The organism is Reichenbachiella sp. (assembly GCF_039944555.1).
Taxonomy (GTDB): domain Bacteria; phylum Bacteroidota; class Bacteroidia; order Cytophagales; family Cyclobacteriaceae; genus Reichenbachiella.
On sequence record NZ_JBDUYN010000004.1, the window covers coordinates 756047 to 775548 of the forward strand.

The 19502-nt window shown below is 38.9% G+C and carries 21 protein-coding genes; 9 read left to right on the forward strand and 12 right to left on the reverse strand.

Translation table 11 applies throughout. From position 1 onward, the window contains the following. Positions 1-35 precede the first annotated feature (35 nt). Both ABJD64_RS04740 and ABJD64_RS04745 read left to right on the forward strand, forming a co-directional pair. A complete protein-coding gene (locus ABJD64_RS04740) occupies positions 36-482 on the forward strand; it encodes a low molecular weight protein-tyrosine-phosphatase (protein WP_348177936.1) in 447 nt (148 codons plus the stop codon). Between the two features lie 5 nt (positions 483-487). Continuing rightward, a complete protein-coding gene (locus tag ABJD64_RS04745; RefSeq protein ID WP_348177938.1) occupies positions 488-1348 on the forward strand; it encodes a fructosamine kinase family protein in 861 nt (286 codons plus the stop codon). On the opposite strand, the gene ABJD64_RS04750 is transcribed toward ABJD64_RS04745, so the two are convergent. Continuing rightward, positions 1331-2617 carry an aspartate kinase gene (locus ABJD64_RS04750; RefSeq protein WP_348177940.1) on the reverse strand — a complete coding sequence of 429 codons (1287 nt, stop codon included), beginning with the start codon at positions 2615-2617 and terminating at the stop codon, positions 1331-1333. The two genes, ABJD64_RS04745 and ABJD64_RS04750, sit on opposite strands and share 18 nt — an antisense overlap. Before the next feature lie 141 nt (positions 2618-2758). On the opposite strand from ABJD64_RS04750, the gene fbp reads away from it, so the two are divergent. Then, positions 2759-3772 carry a class 1 fructose-bisphosphatase gene (fbp, locus tag ABJD64_RS04755; protein ID WP_348177942.1) on the forward strand — a complete coding sequence of 338 codons (1014 nt, stop codon included), beginning with the start codon at positions 2759-2761 and terminating at the stop codon, positions 3770-3772. Here the strand turns inward: fbp and ABJD64_RS04760 are convergent. Genes ABJD64_RS04760 through yihA form a run of 3 tightly spaced genes read right to left on the reverse strand, consistent with a single transcriptional unit; the run spans position 3769 to position 5151 of the window. Beyond that, positions 3769-4080: a hypothetical protein gene (locus tag ABJD64_RS04760; protein WP_348177944.1), complete on the reverse strand. Its 312-nt coding sequence runs from the start codon at positions 4078-4080 to the stop codon at positions 3769-3771. The two genes, fbp and ABJD64_RS04760, sit on opposite strands and share 4 nt — an antisense overlap. A 9-nt stretch (positions 4081-4089) precedes the next feature. Next, the gene (locus ABJD64_RS04765; protein WP_348177946.1) at positions 4090-4518 is read right to left on the reverse strand and encodes a DUF5606 domain-containing protein; all 429 of its coding nucleotides are present in this window, start codon (positions 4516-4518) and stop codon (positions 4090-4092) included. Between the two features lie 36 nt (positions 4519-4554). After that, positions 4555-5151 carry a ribosome biogenesis GTP-binding protein YihA/YsxC gene (gene yihA, locus ABJD64_RS04770; RefSeq protein ID WP_348177948.1) on the reverse strand — a complete coding sequence of 199 codons (597 nt, stop codon included), beginning with the start codon at positions 5149-5151 and terminating at the stop codon, positions 4555-4557. Positions 5152-5518: 367 nt separating this feature from the next. Between yihA and ubiE the strand changes: the two genes are divergently transcribed. Both ubiE and ABJD64_RS04780 read left to right on the forward strand, forming a co-directional pair. Continuing rightward, positions 5519-6241, forward strand: coding sequence for a bifunctional demethylmenaquinone methyltransferase/2-methoxy-6-polyprenyl-1,4-benzoquinol methylase UbiE (gene ubiE / locus ABJD64_RS04775; protein WP_348177950.1), 723 nt, complete (start codon positions 5519-5521; stop codon positions 6239-6241). Beyond that, complete coding sequence (locus ABJD64_RS04780) at positions 6190-6969, forward strand: porin family protein (protein WP_348177952.1); 780 nt, start codon at positions 6190-6192, stop codon at positions 6967-6969. The genes ubiE and ABJD64_RS04780 overlap by 52 nt, the downstream gene beginning before the upstream one ends. Here the strand turns inward: ABJD64_RS04780 and ABJD64_RS04785 are convergent. The 3 genes from ABJD64_RS04785 to ABJD64_RS04795 all read right to left on the reverse strand — a co-directional run bounded on the left by ABJD64_RS04785 (position 6966) and on the right by ABJD64_RS04795 (position 8739). Beyond that, positions 6966-7265, reverse strand: a complete 300-nt coding sequence (locus ABJD64_RS04785) for a hypothetical protein (protein WP_348177954.1) — start codon at positions 7263-7265, stop codon at positions 6966-6968. The genes ABJD64_RS04780 and ABJD64_RS04785 overlap by 4 nt on opposite strands. Positions 7266-7405: 140 nt before the next feature. Then, complete coding sequence (locus tag ABJD64_RS04790) at positions 7406-8338, reverse strand: GNAT family N-acetyltransferase (RefSeq protein ID WP_348177956.1); 933 nt, start codon at positions 8336-8338, stop codon at positions 7406-7408. Beyond that, positions 8335-8739: an FdtA/QdtA family cupin domain-containing protein gene (locus tag ABJD64_RS04795; RefSeq protein ID WP_348177958.1), complete on the reverse strand. Its 405-nt coding sequence runs from the start codon at positions 8737-8739 to the stop codon at positions 8335-8337. Before ABJD64_RS04795 ends, ABJD64_RS04790 begins: the two co-directional genes overlap by 4 nt. A 159-nt stretch (positions 8740-8898) precedes the next feature. Here ABJD64_RS04795 and ABJD64_RS04800 point away from each other — a divergent pair, with 159 nt between their 5' ends. Together ABJD64_RS04800 and ABJD64_RS04805 are read left to right on the forward strand one after the other, a co-directional pair. Next, a complete protein-coding gene (locus tag ABJD64_RS04800) occupies positions 8899-9966 on the forward strand; it encodes a tetratricopeptide repeat protein (RefSeq protein WP_348177960.1) in 1068 nt (355 codons plus the stop codon). 1 nt (position 9967) lies between these two features. After that, a complete protein-coding gene (locus ABJD64_RS04805) occupies positions 9968-10564 on the forward strand; it encodes a YigZ family protein (protein ID WP_348177962.1) in 597 nt (198 codons plus the stop codon). Here ABJD64_RS04805 and rlmN read toward each other — a convergent pair. Beyond that, positions 10561-11607, reverse strand: coding sequence for a 23S rRNA (adenine(2503)-C(2))-methyltransferase RlmN (rlmN, locus tag ABJD64_RS04810; protein WP_348177964.1), 1047 nt, complete (start codon positions 11605-11607; stop codon positions 10561-10563). The two genes, ABJD64_RS04805 and rlmN, sit on opposite strands and share 4 nt — an antisense overlap. Positions 11608-11629: 22 nt before the next feature. Continuing rightward, positions 11630-12037 (reverse strand): (4Fe-4S)-binding protein, encoded by a 408-nt coding sequence (locus tag ABJD64_RS04815; protein WP_348177966.1) that lies wholly within the window; start codon positions 12035-12037, stop codon positions 11630-11632. A 114-nt stretch (positions 12038-12151) separates the two neighbouring features. Between ABJD64_RS04815 and ABJD64_RS04820 the strand changes: the two genes are divergently transcribed. Then, positions 12152-12766: a DUF6134 family protein gene (locus ABJD64_RS04820; protein ID WP_348177968.1), complete on the forward strand. Its 615-nt coding sequence runs from the start codon at positions 12152-12154 to the stop codon at positions 12764-12766. A gap of 94 nt (positions 12767-12860) precedes the next feature. After that, positions 12861-15677, forward strand: a complete 2817-nt coding sequence (locus ABJD64_RS04825) for an insulinase family protein (protein ID WP_348177970.1) — start codon at positions 12861-12863, stop codon at positions 15675-15677. Between the two features lie 4 nt (positions 15678-15681). Here the strand turns inward: ABJD64_RS04825 and ABJD64_RS04830 are convergent, their stop codons facing one another. The 3 genes from ABJD64_RS04830 to ABJD64_RS04840 form a co-directional block, all read right to left on the reverse strand. Continuing rightward, on the reverse strand, positions 15682-16191 hold the full coding sequence (locus ABJD64_RS04830; protein ID WP_348177972.1) for a phosphoribosyltransferase family protein: 510 nt from the start codon (positions 16189-16191) through the stop codon (positions 15682-15684). Positions 16192-16197: 6 nt separating this feature from the next. Next, positions 16198-16680, reverse strand: a complete 483-nt coding sequence (locus tag ABJD64_RS04835) for an Lrp/AsnC family transcriptional regulator (RefSeq protein ID WP_348177991.1) — start codon at positions 16678-16680, stop codon at positions 16198-16200. Between the two features lie 277 nt (positions 16681-16957). Continuing rightward, positions 16958-19502, reverse strand: a 2545-nt coding sequence (locus ABJD64_RS04840) for a PKD domain-containing protein (protein WP_348177974.1), incomplete at its 5' end; no start/stop codon positions are given.

A 19502-nucleotide genomic window follows, 5' to 3' on the forward strand; every position in this document is an offset into this window, starting at 1 on the left:
TACGCGGATTCTGTTAGGCCGAAAATAAGGTGTTTATGAAAAAGGTATTGTTTGTTTGCTTAGGAAATATTTGTCGTTCCCCATTAGGGGAGGCAATATTTAACAGTAAAGTTAAAGGCTTAAACATGGAGGCCGATTCGGCAGGTACTGCCGCTTATCACGTGGGCGAAAAACCTGATTATAGAAGTATAGAAGTTGCCAGGCAACATGGCGTACCTATAAATCACAGAGCTCGCAAGTTTATTCCCCAGGACTTTGATCAATTTGATTTTATTCTTGCTATGGATAGAAACAACTATAATGATATGAAAGAGCTGGCCAGGGGAACTACAGACCACCTTTTTCTTCTGAGGGAATTTGATCCCGAGTCTGATGGGAAGTTAGATGTGCCAGATCCTTACTATGGAGGATATGACGGTTTTGAAAAGGTTTTTCAAATGATATCAAGGTCAGTAGATAAGCTAATCGATCATATAAAGTAGAGCAAATGAATTTCTTGAGAGAAGTTGTGCAGCAACTTTTTGGCAGTTCGATTGTAGCAGACATTGACCTCACAGCCGTTGGTGGAGGTTGTATTCATTCGGCAGGAGTCTTTCAATTTGAAAATAAAAAGTACTTTATAAAATGGAATGAAAATGCTTCCTCCATGTTTGAAGCTGAAAAGAATGGATTAACATTGCTAAGCGAGACATCGTCACTTATTGTTCCTAAGGTAATGGGGCGGGGTACGACTGAAAGAGTCGACTATCTGTGCTTAGAGTATGTCGAGTCCGGACCTGCAGAGGCTCATTTTTGGAAGATTTTCGGTGAGTTACTGGCTCAACTGCATCAACACACCTCAGCCTATTTTGGGTTGGATTATGATAACTATATTGGAAGGTTGGCTCAATCGAATGAGCCCGCTGAGGATTGGATCGAATTCTTCATTAATAGAAGACTGATGCCACAACTAAAAATGGCTCAGGATAAAGGATTGATCAGAAAGGAACTCGTTTCAGATTTTGAAATATTATTCAATAAACTACGAGAGTTAATTCCCGAAGAAAAACCTGCTTTGCTTCATGGTGATCTTTGGTCTGGCAATTTTTTAATTGGCGAAATTGGTAGGCCGGTAATTTTTGATCCTGCCATTTACTATGGCCATAGAGAAGCAGAAATAGCTTTTACGAGACTGTTTGGAGGTTTCGACTCTGAATTCTATCACGCCTATAATGGATCATATCCAATGCAGCCCGGCCATGAGGAGCGTGTGGGTATTTTTAATTTATACCCGTTGCTTGTTCATCTCAATTTATTTGGGAGCGCATATTTGCAAGAAATTACTCGAACATTAGGCAGATTCACCTAGTCGCTGATGTTTTTTTTCAGGGACATAGAGTAAATGATAAACGTCCTTTGATTTTTGTTCTAACAAAACTTCCTTGCGAGTATAAATTTTATCCAGAGCAACTTGATCGTATCCTTTTACTGTGAGCATTTCTAGATTGTCTCTCATCTCAATGTTGAAGGAATCGCTCAAACGTGCCACTAATTTTTCAACTTTGTCGAATTTCTTGTCTATGCAGATTGAAAAACTGACCGCTGAGTTTTGCATCAGGTTAATCTTGATGTTGAGTTGATCTAATGCATTGAAGATCATGCTAAGCTTTTTTTCATCAATAAAAGCAAAATCTGTAACCTTAAAGTCAACAAAGACCTGTTTTGTTTTCAGAATGAAAGAGGCGGGGTGTTTACCGGCCGCATCCGCACCAATCGTAGTTCCCAACTCCTTAGGCGAAGTAAATGGACGCACGTATAGTTTAATACCATTCTGCGCTAACGGCTTGATAGTACGTGGATGAATAATTGATGCCCCATAGTAAGTCATTTCAGAAGCATCTGTATAGCTCAGTTTGGGTATAATTTTGGCATCAGGCATTTTGTTTGGATCGGCTGTCATTACTCCTGGTACGTCCTTCCAGACTGTTACAGATTCTGCATTCAAGCCTGTCGCAAAGATGGATGCGCTAAAATCGGACCCTTCGCGTCCCAGTGTTGTGGTTTTACCTTCACCGTTAGATCCTATAAAGCCTTGAGTAATGACAATGGCATCTTTAGTGAACACTGGAATTTTTTCACTGATGTTCCTCCTTGTCATATCCCAGTCCACCCTGGCGTCAATATAATTGTAGTCTGTTTTTACATAGTTGCGGGCATCTATCCAAATAGTCTTGTGAATATTTTCATTCAGATAATTTCTTATAATACGAGTGGAAAGTAATTCTCCTTGACTTACCATTTCACTGTATACCTCTATATAAGATTTTCCATTGGCCCCATTTATATATTCGGCTATACCTTCAAAAATTGATTCAAGCCTATCAAACACCTGATGTTCTGCTTTGAAAAGCCCTTCTGAAATTTCAAAATGAAAGTCTTTAATGGCTTGCAATTGAGTTTGCCAATCACCCTTTTCGAAATGTAAGCGAACCAATTCCTCAAGCGCATTCGTAGTTTTGCCCATAGCTGAGACAATTACGACCAATTCGTGGTTGCAAAACTGTCGTATAACTTCCGCAACATTTTTTACTGAGGGTGCATCTTTTACAGATGCACCGCCAAATTTGAATACTTTCATTTCGAATATATTAGGAATGCAAAACTACCTAGGGAGCTAGAATAAAAAAATAAAAGACTAACAATTGAGGGTAGAATCTCTTATCACTGACTTAACATTAAGCGGATTATTTCTATTTTTGCATCGACCCAATTCACATTTATGGATAAGCACACACTCGGATCTACTATTGGTACTACACTAGATAGATTCATCAATGACAAACAAGGGGAGTTTCCTTTTGCTACGGGCGAGTTATCTCAGCTGCTGAGAGACATAGCACTAGCTGGTAAAATTATAAACAGAGAGGTAAACAAGTCTGGTCTGTTGGATATTGCTGGGGCCTATGGTGCCACTAATGTACAAGGTGAAGAACAGCAAAAACTTGATGTGATTGCTGATATTCGATTCACCCGTGCACTAAAGAATGGTGGTGAGGTTTGTGCCATTATTTCAGAAGAGGAGGACGATCTTATTCGACTGAATGCTAACAGCAGATATGTTGTAGCCATGGACCCATTGGATGGTTCGTCAAATATAGATGTTAATGTATCTATAGGGACGATTTTTTCTATATACCGAAGAGTATCGCCTATTGGCACAACGGTTCAAACTGAGGATGTGCTACAGAAGGGCGACAATCAAGTGGCGGCTGGTTATATCTTATATGGTTCGTCTACCATGTTGGTTTACACTACTGGTCATGGAGTGAATGGATTTACCTTCGAGCCAACCTTGGGGGAGTTTTTGCTCTCGCATCAAAATATGAAGTGCCCGAAGGATGGAAAAATTTATTCAATAAATGAAGGTTCTTATCAAAGCTTTGAACCATCTGTCAAAGAATATCTTCAATATTGCAAAGCTGAAAATTATAGTGCCAGATATATTGGGTCACTAGTGGCAGATTTTCATAGAAATTTATTGAAAGGGGGAATTTATATGTACCCCAGTACTGAAAAGGCCCCAAATGGTAAACTTCGACTAATGTATGAATGCAATTGTTTGGCATTTATCATAGAGCAAGCTGGCGGCATGGCCACCGACGGGCAGCGTCGCATTATGGAAATAGATCCTACAGAGCTACATCAGCGAGTGCCACTTTTCATCGGGTCTCCGGACATGGTGAATAAAGCGCATGCTTTCAGAGGAGAGGAAATTATTGCACAAAAGAATTAAGAGTTTCTGTATTTCTCTCTGGTTTTTACTTTCTGCATTTCTCGTTTGATAACTTCTCGAGCTAAAGTAAGGCCAATTTTATCAGGATCTACTGATGTTATAATTCGCATGAATATGGTCTCGTCTAGATCTATTTTATAGAAGGCATTCATCAGACGAGTAATATCTTGATTAAGCAAATTATTGATGATAGAGGCCAAGGTTTGCTCCAGCTCTGATTCCGATGATTTACAATGATCCAACTCCTCTTGAGGTAGTTGAAAATGCTTCACAATTAATGAAGTGCAGGATGAGAGAGAAACACTCATCTTTTTAGATTATTTTTTGGTCTCTTCCTTACTTTCCTCCTTTTCTTCGAATAATTCAGGATAATTCTGACTTAGAAGATTATACCACTTTACCAGCTTCTTAATATCTGATGCATAGACGCGATCCTCGTCGTAATCAGGCAGAATGAATTTTAGAAATGCTTTGAGTTCTTCATTATCGGCATCACTACTAAGACCTGTATCACCGTCGAACTCCGTGTGAATCTTCTGCATCACTTTTTCCAAAGGGCACGAACCTTCTTTGTCAGTTGTGTAAATTGAAATTTCTCCAAGTACAGAGACTTTCGAGTTGACATTTACTACCAACTTTTTCTTCTGCTTATCCATTGATTCGAGAATCATTCCTCCGCGTGTAGGGGCTACCACGCTGAATAGACCACCTTTACCTGATACTGTTGCTATTTCGTTGAAATCCATAGTTTGTTGTTAATCGCTCGTAAAATTAATATAATCTTACACACTCTCATTAATTTGACCGATGTAATCTAAGATTTCAGCTTGACCGATTTTTTGCGCAGAAGAGGTAACGAATGTTGGAGGTATCTCTTCCCAAAATTGTTTGAGTTCATTTTTGAATGCAGCGATATTGGATTGAATTTTGGAATTTTTTGGTTTATCGGCTTTCGTGAAAATAATTGAAAATGGAATTTGATATTGACCTAACCAATTAAGAAATTCTATGTCGATTTTTTGCGGAGGGATTCGTGAGTCGATAAGAACAAAAACATTGTGGAGATTTTCTCGCTGACCCAAATAGTTTTTGGTCATTCGATCCCACTTTTCTTTCATCTCTTTACTCACCTGAGCCCAACCATATCCTGGCAGGTCCACCAAAAACCAGGATTTATTAATCAAAAAATGGTTGATCAATTGTGTTTTTCCTGGCTTACCAGAGGTTTTAGCAAGCTTGTTTTTGTTTGTCAGCATATTAATCAGTGACGACTTACCCACATTAGACCGTCCGATAAAAGCATATTCCGGCTTATCAGGAGTAGGACACAAAGTATAATCTGTATTGCTGATGACGAACTCGGAGCTTTTGATTTTCATGCGTATAGGTCTATTTTCGAAGGTCACCGATTCGACGTAGCGATCGGTCCGCCAAGGCGGAAATGTTCACGGCTATAATTCAACTAAAAGTGATTAATACTGTTTCAATATTCATCTTAGGTTGATAGTCAAGCTTGTGGACATTCCATGACAACTAATATTTTGGCAAAAATGCTCAAAACCAGACTGGAACTCTACGGAAGAACAATATATTTCTGCTTGGATGCTAGTCTTTAGTCTCTAATGACGGTCGACATTTCAAAAGAACCTGATCAAAGTATGAAACCCGCTCATGTTGGGCATTCCATTTATACAATTATCTCAAGGATTACATGTAATATTGCAGCATAATAAAAAATCAAAGAAGTTGACAGTACTACCCTATAAGAATCAGGAAAAATCTAAGAAACAACAGGTTGCTGAGATGTTTAATAAGATCAGCAAGCGATATGATTTTCTCAATCATTTTCTAAGTATGGGTATTGATATCCTCTGGAGGAAAAGTGCTATTCGACAACTCAAATCTCATCAACCGAAATTGATTTTAGACATTGCTACAGGTACAGGAGATTTAGCCATTGAAGCGTTAAGGCTTAATCCAGATAAGATAATTGGGGTAGATATTTCTGAGGGTATGCTGGAAGTAGGTCGAAAGAAAATGGTTGAACTTGGAGTAGAGGATCAGATTGAAATGAGACTTGGAGATTCAGAGCAGCTATTATTTGAGGACAATAAGTTTGACGCCGTGATCGTTGCCTTTGGCGTAAGGAATTTCGAAAACCTGGAAAAGGGATTGGCCGATATGAGGCGAGTGCTAAGAGAAGGAGGAAAACTAGTAGTTCTTGAGTTTTCTAAACCGACTAAATTTCCAATGAAACAGCTTTATGGTTTTTATTTTAAGGCTATATTGCCGATGATTGGAAAAGTAGTATCTAGTGACAATTCAGCTTATACTTATCTTCCGGAATCGGTGGCGGAATTTCCCTATGGGCAAGAATTTCTAAATATTTTAGAAAAAACAGGATACAAAGACACTCAATGCAAACCTCTTACATTTGGCATAAGTTCAATATATATAGCTACAAAGTAGTTCTGACTTTTGTAATTGGCGCTTCTTGTTTTATTACTACTGAGTCTCGCGCACAACTACCTGGCGGGATTAATCTTCCTAATTTTGATGAACAAACGGTACACTACGGATTTCTAATAGGAGGGCATACTTCAAGGTTTAGATTGAAATACTCAGATGCTTTTACAGCACCAGCTTTAGATTCAGTACACTCAATTTTACCGACTCAGAAATTTGGCTTTAAAATTGGATTTATTGTTAATCTTCATCTGTTTCAGTACTTAGATGTACGTGTCGCACCAACTTTCAGCTTTTATCAATTGGGTCTGGACTATAGATATGACAATGGCTCAGAATTTCAAGAACTTCGGGATCCGACTTATTTTGAGCTGCCCATATTACTTAAGTATAAATCTGTTCGCAGAGAAAACAGAGCTATTTATCTGCTCGCAGGCTTGACTCCAAGTATAAAAGTTTCTGGTAACAAAAAGCAGGAGGATTCTTCAGAAAGGTTGCTGATTGAAAAATTTAACCTTTCACTTGATGTTGGTGTGGGATTAGATTTGTTTCAGCCTTTGTTTAAGTTTTCACCAGAAGTGAGATATTCTTTTGGACTATTGAATGTTCTGGATGCTGAAGAAAATGACTTTAGCGCTGGTATAGAAAGCCTCAATATTCATAGTTTCACAATCTATGTTACCTTCGAAGGAGGACCTTCTACATTTAGAAAAAAGGCGAGAAAATATTAGTCTTTCAAAGATTCCGTTTCTGCCTCCTCATCCATATATTTCATTTTATAGACGAAGTAAAAAAGGAAGTTGAATTTATTGACTGAGTAATAGCTCGAGTCTGGTTCGGCGTCCGATTCTTCATGCTGTTGAGATTCTTCAGCCTCTTTGTTCGTGTTGATTTCACCTTCAGGCTCGTTCGAGTTCTCAGAACTATATGTTGCACCACCACCATTCCCATTGGAGTTTTTCTCAGTATATGCCGAAATCGACAGGCTGAGCGACATGCAGAATAGTATAGAAAAGAGTTTTTTCAACTTTTTGGATTATGCTATTGAAAGCAACGAATTTATAGAGAAAAATGTTACAATGAATGTGCAGAACGAATTTTCTATTGGTTTTAGTTGAAAATTAGGTGATTTACTTAGGTTTCTAGTTTGTAATACCGTAAGCCTGTTTATAATTTCATTGAATAAATCGATCTTTTAGTGGCAATTCCACCAACTCTGTTTTTGAAAGCAATAAGCTTGTCGTTCGGAGCATTGTCCAGCATGGAGGTTCCAAGGTCAAGTATTTTCAGGTTGTAATGGACACAGTATTCGTATAGGTTGGATATCAAAAAGACCATAGGGCTGTAGGTATTATATGTAGCCTTACTGGATGGAAAAAAATTGTATAATACAAGGTCATTTACAACTACACAGATTGTGGCTGCAATCAACCGCTGGCCGTCATAGCAACAAAATATCAAATAAGAATCGGGAAGCAGTCTCATCAATCGATCTAGTTTGTTTAGTGATACAGAGACAGACTGCTGTTTTTCCTTCCTACAGTCAACTATGAAATTATACACTCTTTTAAGTTCAGTAGGGCTTTCCTTTCTAAATTGGAAATTTGCTTTCTTACATTTTTCAAGTCTCCTTTTCTGCATATGAGATAGTTGTTCGGTTATTTTCGGCTGCGCTATTTCTATATGATGGTTAATATCATCTTGTGAATTTGTAAAACCCAATTTGTTGAGCGATTCCCAATGTAAGTGGGAATGGTCATGGTAGCACGGAGGAGCCGTTTTTATCACAATCTCATTTATTCGCTTTGATTTAAGCTTGGTGACTATGAAGTTCATGAAGGCCTCGAAAACACTAGTCTCAATAGCATGTTCAAAGTGAATTCCACCGAATGGCGCATTTCTGAGACTGATTGCCTGATTGTTTAGCACCTGAAAATGGATGACTATGAGAATCTGTTGAGTATCTTTTTTTATCGCATAAAAACTAGAAATCTCAGTTTCGATTTGCTTGAGATATGGCTGAGAATAATATATCGGACATGAATTCAGCTGGAGTGAACCGGGGTTATGAGCAGAAAACTCTATTCCAGCGAAAATCATTTTTTTTGTATCAAACTTTGAGACCTGAATTCAGAGTAGTTTCGTATATAGTCTTCCTCATCGTATTCGTGAGAAGCTAGTATCAAAACAATGCAGTCTTTTTTGTATTCAATTTTGCTCCAAAATTGTGATGGAATTAATAACATGCTGTTAGGCGTGGCGAGATTGTAAGAGTATTTGTTTCCTTGAATATCTTCCAGCATTACGATGAGCTCCCCGTCAATGCAGGCGACTAATTGTTGGCACGACTTGTGTGCATGCTCTCCCCGAATTTCATCCTTTTGATTCGATGTAACCCAATAGACTCTCTTTACTGTAAATGGAATATTATCACCTTCAGCAACTGTCATTATGGAACTTAAATCTATTATTGGAAGATCAAATAATCTAGGAATTGTCATATCTTAAATTTAATTTCAAATTTGCTGATTATTAATATTAAAAAAAACCAAATCTGTTCTTTACCTTCAAAGCCCAAGACTATTACTTCATTAATAAAAAAAATACTACTGATAGTAATTTTGCCCAATCTGTTTTTGATCCGGGTAAATGCTCAGCGTATGCCATTATTTGGTAATTCGGAGCTATTAGAAATGGTTGATAGAGGGGGTGATTATTTGTATAATCAGCAATTTGATTCTGCATCACTTGTTATCGATTCTCTTGAATTCATACTTCCAGAGCATCCTATTGTACCGATGATGCGCGCGATGTGCTTGGCTTGGCATGACCAACCCATTCGAACATCCAGTCCGTGGTATGCAGAGCACAAAAAATATTTAATGCGAACCATTGAACAATCAGTGAAGATAAGTAGCATAGACCAAAATAATCTTGAAGCCATGTTTTTTGAAATGTCAGCGCATGGGCTATTGGCAGAGTATTATGCGCAGGAAGGGAGTAGTTTTAAGGCTATGTCGCAGGCCAAACAGACTTATAACCTGATAAAAAAAACAATGGAACATACAGCGAAGAGCCCTGAACTTCTCTTTCTCTCCGGTTTGTATAATTACTTTCGTGAGAAGTATCCGGAACGTCATCCGATTTACAAGTCATTTGTATGGATTTTTAAATCGGGTGATATCGAACGAGGACTGGTGCAGTTGGATAGTGCGGTGCATCAAAGCAAAATTGTAAAAATAGAGGCCGGATTATACCTTTCCTACATTTGGTTGAGGTATGAAAATCGACCTGACAAGGCTCGGTATTATTTAGAACGATTGCACAATATGTATCCTGCTAATGATTACTTCAAAGCCAAGTTTTTGGAATGTCTGATGCGTCAAAAGGACTATGCAAGTGCTCTCCCATTGATTCAGCAGCTTCAAAACCATGAGAAGCCTTATTATAAGATGTGTGGTCAAATATTTCAAGGCGTCTATTGTGAGAAAGCAAAGGGGCGTCTGTCAGAGGCCAAAAAATATTATCAAAAAGGGCTTGCAATAGGCCATAAAAGCCCTGATCGTGGAGAGTATTACCGGAGTATAGCTTATCTCGGGCTTGGAAGAATAGCAGAAAACAATGGAGAGGTGGTTTTGGCTGCAGAGTATTACGAGAAGACTATCGATTTAGCTGAAACGGACTGGCTCACAGAAGAAAGTGAGGCAAGATTGGATAAAATTGATTAAAATGAAATCCTATCGAATCATCAAATCACCTACTGAAGGATTTTATAAAGAGAAAGGAAGCAAATTTCTGGGTTTTGCCTACCATGTAAATTCCCTAGAGGATGTCAAAAACAAAATAGAATTACTAAAGAAGGAATACTATGATGCCCGTCATCACTGCTATGCACACTTGATTAATGACGGCAATCAGAAACTCATTCGAGCTAATGATGACGGAGAACCGAACCATTCCGCAGGTGATCCGATCCTGGGACAAATAAGATCATTTGATTTGACCAATACGCTAGTCGTTGTAGTCCGGTACTTTGGTGGCACGAAACTAGGGGTGAGCGGTTTGATTCATGCTTACAAAACGGCGGCAGAGGACGCTCTCAGTAAGGCTGAAATTGAAGTGATCCAAATCAAGCAAAGTTTCGTAGTAGAGTATGGCTATGAAAAAACCAATGATGTGCTGCGAATAATCAATGATTTCGGAGTAGAAATTAACAACCAAGAATTTTTGGCTGCATGTACACTTTTTGGTCGGATAGAGCCAGAAAAATATGAGGCGCTAAAGGATAAACTTAATCTGGTTCATGTCAAAGTAAGTAAAACCTAGTTTTTGTTGGCTAATTGACCGCAGGCGGCGTCAATATCCTTCCCCCGACTCCTTCGCACATGTACATTTACACCCTTGTTGGTCAAGAATTTGGTGAAATCGTCTAACGTATCGGCGTCTGCATTTTTGTAATTTGCCTCTGCTATTGGGTTATACTCAATGATATTAATTCTGGCAGGTACCCTTTTCCAAAACTCATACAGTTCCATGGCGTCCTGAAGAGAATCATTGAAATCATAAAACAAGATGTATTCAAAAGTAATTTTGTTTCCCGTTTTTTTGTAAAAATAGTTGAGTGCTACCCTCAAAGCATCTAATGTATTGGTCTCGTTGATTGGCATGATTTTATTTCGCTTCTCATCATTGGCGGCGTGAAGGGAAAGGGCAAGGTTGAATTTTACCTCGTCGTCAGCCAGTTTCTTGATCATCTTGGCAATACCGGCAGTCGAAACGGTGATTCGTTTTGGGGACATATTGAGACCATCGGATGCCGTGATGCGATCGATTGATTCAAGCACGTTCTTATAGTTGAGTAGCGGTTCACCCATGCCCATATATACAATGTTGGAAAGGGGTTTGTCAAAGTTTTCCTCTGCCTGTCGTGCCACTGTTACTACCTGATCGTAAATTTCGGATGCATCCAGGTTTCTTTCTCGATCCATATATCCGGTAGCACAAAACTTACAGCTAAGTGAGCAACCGACTTGGGACGATACACAGGCTGTCATACGTTCCTCCTGAGGAATCAATACACTCTCAATCAGGTGATTGTCGTGAAGTTTCAACGCAGACTTGATCGTGCCGTCGTTACTTTTCTGTTCTTTTTCTATTTTCGCAGGTCTGATGACAAAGTGAGCTTTGAGTTTATCGCGCGTCGTAAGCGATAAGTTGGTCATTTCATCTATTGAGGTGGCTGACTTTTTCCAGATCCATTCATGTATTTGTTTGGCACGAAATGGCTTCTCCCCGATTCCAATAAGGAACTCCGAAATCTCTTCTTTCGACGACTTTCTTAGATCTGTCAATATTGCTACCTCATTCATTGCGCAAAGATAGGGTTAAAAACTAGCCAGTGAAATCAATTTTTTTATGAGATCCATCACAAAAGGGTTTGTTTTCAGAAACACCACATCGGCAAAAGGCCGTCACCTTGCTGTCTTTTATGGTCTCTTCACCTGCGTGCTTTATTTTCATGTTGCCATAGACAATTAATGGACCATTGGGCATAGTTTCTACTATAGTTTCATGATCAATCGTTGTTTCTTTTTCATCTGGTATGGACAAAGCACCTGAGGGGCACTTGTGTACCTGTGCAATAATTTCATCTGATGAGGCACCCTCGATGTTGACCCAAGGCCTTTCTTTAGGATTGAACACATTAGATAAACCGTGGAAGCATTTTTCTGAATGAATACAAAGATCTGATTGCCATTTGACCGTGACCTTATCATTACTATAGTGTTTTGTCGCCATCTTTCAAGAACTTTAGTGGAGTAATAAATTTAGTTAAATTAAGATTCTCATTTACAAAAACTGGATTAACTTCCCTCGCGATTAAATCTTAGGACAAAACGTAATATCTCTTTAATGACGGCATTGAAATTTCCCTGTCGAATATCTATTCTTACTATAGCTTCAATGGCCTTATTGATTTGTTGTCTATATCCAGCGTACGCGCAGCGCCTGGAGTATGAGGTAATCAAAGGGGACAAAAATGTAGGACATTTGGTAACAGAAAAGAGAGTAAGCGGCGATTCGGTATTCTATTCCATTGAAAGTAAAACTTCCATAAGGATGTTGTTGACTTTTACTGTAGACTACACATTAAATGAACTATATGTAGATGGTCGTTTAGTCAGTGGTACGGCCGAAAGTAAATTGAATGGGAGTTCCAGGACTAAATCTAAGGTGTGGATTGAAGATGGAGAGTATGTGGTCGAAGTAAATGGTTTTAAGGAAGACATGGGTACAGATCATATTGACTATTCAGTGCCAGAATTGTATTTTTCTGAGCCAGGCAGCAGAGACAAGACGTTTTCTCAACAATTCGCTGAAAACCTGATTATAAAAAAAGACGACGAGCATGTTTATACTTTATATTCTGAAGACGGTAGAAATACGCATACGTATGTAAATGGTCTGTGTACTCATGTAAAATTGAACAGAACCTATGCCTCTTTTTACTTCCGACTGAAACAATAAATAACAGCTGAAATTGCCAAGGAGCCTTCAATCAAAGAATACTATTATATAAGCTCAAATCAGGCTATAATTAATAAATATCAAATTCCATTATATGAATAATCTGCAAAGACTCTTACTTTTTTTTCTTATTCTTTTTATTTCCCTGGAGGGAAAAGGGCAGGAATTTAGCCTTCAAGAAAAAATACCCTTTGACTCTTCAATTCGAACAGGCACCTTGAGCAACGGATTAAAATACTTCATTAAGAAGAACATTAAACCGGAGAATAGAGTAGAGCTAAGGTTGGTTGTGAATGCTGGATCTGTGTTGGAAGATGACGATCAACGTGGCTTAGCTCATTTTACAGAGCACATGGCATTCAATGGTTCTGATCATTTTGCCAAGAATGATCTGGTAGATTACTTGCAATCCGTGGGGGTGAAATTTGGTGCACATTTGAATGCTTACACTTCTTTCGATGAAACGGTTTATATTTTACCTATTCCGTCGGATGACGAGCAAATAGTAGATAAAGGTCTGACTATCCTTCAAGATTGGGGTGGAGGACTTCTGTTTGATAGTGAGGAGATAGAAAAAGAACGAGGTGTAGTGATTGAAGAGTGGAGGCTGGGGCAAGGTGCTCAAATGCGTATGGTACAGGAGTATCTTCCCGTAATTTTCAAGGGCTCAAAGTATGCGGATAGGTTACCCATAGGAACTAAAGAGACTCTGGAAACCTTCAGACCCGAAGTAATCAAGAGGTTTTATGGTGATTGGTATCGTCCTGACTTGATGGCAGTCATCGCCGTTGGAGATATTGATGTTGATAAGATGGAGGCTAAGATAAAGACGCACTTTTCGGAGTTTGTAAATCCCGCAAACCCAAGGCCTCGCGAAGAAATCGAAGTGCCTGACAATAGCGAACCACTGGTGGCTGTAGCGTCAGACAAGGAGGCAACGAATATTATTTTCAATATCATGTACAAATCTGAGGCAAAGGATTTGGCAACCGGTGAGGACTATAGAAAGGGTCTCATTCAGTCTTTGTTTACCTCCATGGTTAATCAGCGCTTACGAGATTTATTACAAGAAGCCAATCCTCCATACTTATACGCTTCCACGTCTATTGGATCATTTATTACCCGTAGTAAAAGCGCTTTTTCGTGCTTTGCTGTACCAAGGCCAGATGATGTGGAGGGTGGCATAAGCACTTTAATGAACGAAATCAAAAGAGTGGAATTGCATGGTTTTACGTCTTCAGAACTAAAGACCGAAAAACTCAAACTCATGGAGGCCTATGAAAGTGCGTATAAAGAAAGAGATAAAACTGAATCTGAATCAATTGTCAATGAACTCGTTGGACATTTTCTCGAAAAAGAACCCGTACCAGGCATAACATATGAATATGAGTTTACTAAGAAATACCTTGAAGGTATTACACTTGAAGAGGTCAATACAGTCATCGGCGAGCAAATTACAGATGATAACAGAGTGGTTTATCTGACTGCTCCAGATAAAGAAGATGTTAAACTGCCGACAACAACTGACTTACTCGCTTGGGTGCAAGCGTCTGACGAAAGTGCTCCCAATGCCTTGAAAGAGTCTATTTTGGATGATCAATTGATTAAAACCGAGCCGGTACCTGGAAAGGTAGTTGAAAAATCAAGAATTGAAAATTTGGATGTCACGACATTAAAATTGTCGAACGGAGCGCAAGTATTTATAAAAAAGACTGATTATAAAAATGACGAAATTCAATTTATGGCACATCGGGAAGGAGGAATCTCAATAGCCGAAGATGTAAATTACTGGTCTGCGTCTTTCGCCACCAATATTGTTGGTCTAAGTGGTATCGGAGACTATTCCTACACGGACCTTCAGAAGGTTCTCGCAGGCAAGTCAGTTGGAGTTCAGCCTTACCTGAGTGATCTGAATAACGGATTTAGGGGAAGTGCATCCCCAAAAGATTTAGAGACCTTGATTCAGCTGGTTTATTTGTATTTCACTGAGGTAAGGCGAGATGAAACTGCTTTTCAATCTCTCATGCAACGTAATATGGCCTTTTTATCTAATGTGATGTCAGATCCGAATTATTACTATCAGGATCAAATGGCAAAAATTCTTTCACAGAATAATATGAGAGGAGGGGGTATTCCGACCGTTGAGGATTTGCAAAAAGTAGATTTGGACGATGCGCTTGCCTTTTATAAGGAGAGATTTGCAAGTCCCGGTGATTTTTCATTTTGGTTCATCGGCAATATTGATGAGGAGATTTTGATTCCACTAGTGGAAAAATATTTAGGGTCTATTGACTCCACAAGGGAAGAAACTTGGGTGGATCGAGGGGTTAGGCCACCTGTAGGTATGGTTGACAAAAAGATTTATAAAGGTACAGAGCCTAAGAGTTCTGTCAATTTGATTTTCACAGGCGATATGGAATTCAGGCGTGAAGAGGCCTATTATTTGAGATGTTTGAGTGAAATATTGGATATTCGTTTGATTGAAATCCTCCGTGAAGAAAAAGGTGGTGTTTATGGCGTTGGAGCTTCTGGTTCCGCCGGTAAAACGCCTTATGAAAATTACGAGCTCACTGTCAGTTTTCCTTGTGGTCCAGAGAACGTAGATCAGCTGGTAGAATCAACTTTGGACGCGATTGGTAAAATTCGGGATGAGGGTGTTACCGAAGAAAACCTGAATAAAATTAAAGAAGCTCAACGAAGAGATCAGGAATTGAAATGGAAAACAAATAACTATTGGATGAATGTTCTTAAAATCTATCATATCAATAATTATGATTATAATGAGGTGAGTTGGTTGGATCAGAGAATTGAAGATTTGACCGCTGAAGATATTCAAAGAGTAGCTAAGAAGTATCTTAACACCGAGAGCTTTATTCAAGTGGTGCTTTATCCGGAGAAAGGGACTGAATAATAACCTAAAATAAATAGACTCCCTTTTCCTTTCCCTTTAGGATCACTTCCACGTGCTCATTGATAGTTGTGGCTAGTTCATATCCCTTATATTTAGGATAGATGGGGAAGGCCTTGTGGCTGCGATTAACCATTACAGCAACTTCTATTTTTTTGATGTTTGTGTTTAGAAAAGCTTTTAGCGCAAATGCAGCCGTCTTACCAGAGTTAAGCACATCATCAAATAATACGATTGGTTTTTTGACCAATTCTTTTTCGGCTAAATTATCTATATGAACATCGTCTGTAAAAGGGGCGGCCTTGTTGATATCCACCCTAACTACGGATGTTTTTAATGGAGAAATTTTTTCCACCTCTTTGCTCATCATCGAGGCAAAAACATAGCCGTTGTCTGAAACACCGGCCATCATGAGATGCTTTTCGCTTAGATTGTTTTCATAGATTTCGTATGCCATCCTCACGATACGTTGTTCGATTTGAATGGCATTCAAAATCAGATTCTTTTCTTTTGTCATACAGACTTAGTTATCCGCTGGTACGGGTACTTCCTTACTGTTTTTAAAGGTAGAAAGTATCACCATAGACTGCAAACTATCGACTATATCTATATCGCTTACTTTTTCCAACATCAATTGTTGATAGGAGGCGATGTCTTTAGCTACAATCCGCAGAATAAAATCTCCAGAGCCTGTAATGTGATGACATTCAATAATTTCCTCTATATCCCTGATTTTTGACAGGAAAGTTTCAATGTTGGGCTTATTGTGCCCTTTTAGTGAAACTTGTACGAAAGTGTTTACCCCGAGCCCAAGCATGGCAGAATCTAGTTCAGCATGATAGCTCTTAATAATACCTGAGTTTTCGAGTTTTTTGACCCTTTCAAGAGTAGGGGCAGGAGACAATCCTATCTCTTCAGATAATTTAGCATTGGTAATTTTACCATTAGCTTGTAAAATCTTCAGAATTTTCCGGTCTGTCTTGTCGATTTTTGTGTTGCCGATCATTAGCATTTGCAAAATATTCTTCGGTTCAAAATTAGTAAGATTAGTATTTATTCTATCTTAATAATGAAATATTATTATTTCAATAGAATGTTTTTAATTTGAGTTAACGGGTAGTAGATTGACTCTTTGAGAACAAGCCGGATTGTGGGCTACCTTATGAAAAATCGACCCTTAATGCACAAATGACTGCTTTCGGACATTTTAAGACTTTTTTTGAACTATTCATTTGTAATGTCGGAAATGGTCAAACTGTGGAAAGGGTATTAATATTAAATGTCTAGAGTTTAACGAATCGTTGAGTAGACTGTACATTATCGTAAACTACCTTGATGAAGTATAATCCTTGTTCTAAAGAGTACACATCAAGAAAGAAGCTATTGAGGCCTAGTGATGTATCAGAATAGACATTCTCATATAAGATACCACCAGTAGCATCCAACAGGAAGATTTGGACAGGAGATTCAGTAGGTAGTATCATATTTAGACGTACCTTAGATGCACCACTCTCTGCTGGGTTGGGATACGAATTTTCTACGATGATCTTTTGTTCAAAATCGATGCATCCTTCATTATTGACAATATTGATGTCACTCTGTCCTTCTTCCAAATCAATCACGCTAATGCAGGTATAGCCAATATTGTTGTTGGCTGTTGAAAAAGTAAAATTGAGTGGGTAGTTGATGGTTTGGTTTCTCAGAAGTGTTCCCTCATAGCTTTCAAAGATTGAAGAATTGTTATCTAAGTCAATTCTAATATCAAACCCGTTGATGACCACATTGCCACTATTTTTTACAGTCAGAGAAAGACTTGTCCTCCCTTCAGATTCTTCCTGGCTGACTTGTATGAGTTCCAGGTCTAATAACGGTTCAGCCACTGTAAGAGGTATTGAAGTGGTATCACTGCAGCCGAAATCATTTGTGGAGATAAGCTCAGCAGTATAGTCACCTAAATTGGAATAAGTAAAATCAGGATTAGTTTCTATACTAGTGGTCTGGGCAGCATCATTAAATTTCCAAAAATGGCTTGTTGCCCCTGTAGAAGTATTTGTAAAATCAATTAATAGCGGGGCCGGTCCAATGTCTTTGTTTACAGTAAAAGCCGCTACAGGTGATGGGTTGATGGTTATGGTTTGGAAGGCGCTGCTCTCACATCCTATCTGATCGGTTATAGTAAAACTAATCAGATGGTCACCTGCTTTGTCAAAATTGAAAGCAGTAGGATTGCTATTGCCAGTACCTTCGTCCCCAAATTGCCAGCTGTAAGCTATAATTGAGGTAGTGGATAACGTAGAAGCATCCGTGAAAGATGTAAACTCATTATCACAAGTCTTATCTACTGTGAAGTCTGCCACTGGAAGCTCATGAATTGTGAAATCATGTGAGACAGAGCTAATACATAAGTTACCAGGGGTTACGGTGAGAGTAGCGGTGTAATCACCTGGAGTATCAAATATCTCTACCGGATTTTGAGTATTTGGAATGATATCGCCATTGATATCCCAGTACCAAATGTTAATTGGATTTTCTACTTCCGTGTCGGTCCGGTCAATAAATTGTGTGCTAGCATTCAAACAGCCCAGATCAATATCAAATGCAGCTACTGGAGCCAGTTGCACATTTAGGTTTTTAGTCACTTCATCCGCACACCCAAAAGTACTTGCTACGGTTAGCTTAACCTGATAAGTGCCTTGTGTTTCGAATATAAATAGGGGGTCTTCTTCGATTGATGAACCCTGTCCACCAAAATCCCAAGCGTAAGACTCGATGTTAGCACTGCTTACAGTAGATTGATCTTCAAATCCGACTATTTGGCCCTCGCATCCCACTCCCATATTAAAGGCAGCTTTTGGTCGGTCGTCGATTGTTAAAGGGATAATTAAGGAATTGCTACAACCGGCTAGGTTGTCTACCGTTAGTGAAACGTTAAAATTTCCAGCAGCTTCGTATTCATGTGTAGGTGAAAGATCAGTTGTTCCATTTAGGTCACCAAAATCCCAGGTTTGACCAGTGATATTGTCTCCTATAGTAAGATTGGTAAATTGTGTCACATCTCCAAGGCATTTGTTGCCATATGAAAAATCGACTGAAGGGCCTGCGACTAAGTTAATATTTAAAGGAGCGCTAAGTGTTGAGCAACCTGGTATAGCAGCCGTGAGGGTAATGGTTTTTGCTCCAGCTGAACTAAAATTATAGGAGCCATCTCTGTTTGTGGTATTTCCTTCCCCATTATAATTCCAGCTATATGTAAGTGTGGCACCAGAATGATTCGATTCATTGCTTGTGTTGGTAAATACAATGTCTTGACCAGTGCAATTCACTGGTAGAGTTTCAATAGTAAAGGACGGCGTTGGTGGTATTGGGAAAATAGAAACAGTATTGCTGACAATATTAGTACAAGTACCGTCATTGACCGATAGTTTAACTATGTGTTCTCCTGTTGATCCAAAAGTGTAACTCGGTGCGGGGTCAGTACTATCAGTAGACCCATTGTTATCGAAGTCCCAAGCATAGGTAAGTCCTCCACCATCTATGGGGGTAAAGGTATTGGATTGAGTGACGCATTCGTTGGTCGTTGTAAGCGAGATTGCAGGAGCCAGATTGCCTAATACGGAAATAAACTCTATTGAACGCTGAGGATTACCGTTGGAACTATGAGATATAAATTCAACGGGCTGGCTACCAGATTGCGAATAAGATATTTGTGGTTCTGAGGCGGTGCTTAGTGAAGGAGTTGCATTACAAGTTTCACCGAAATTTAGCAAGTTGAATGCGCTTGTACTAAAGTTAGTAGCTAGCCCATATTGTCTTCCATTGACTTTAATA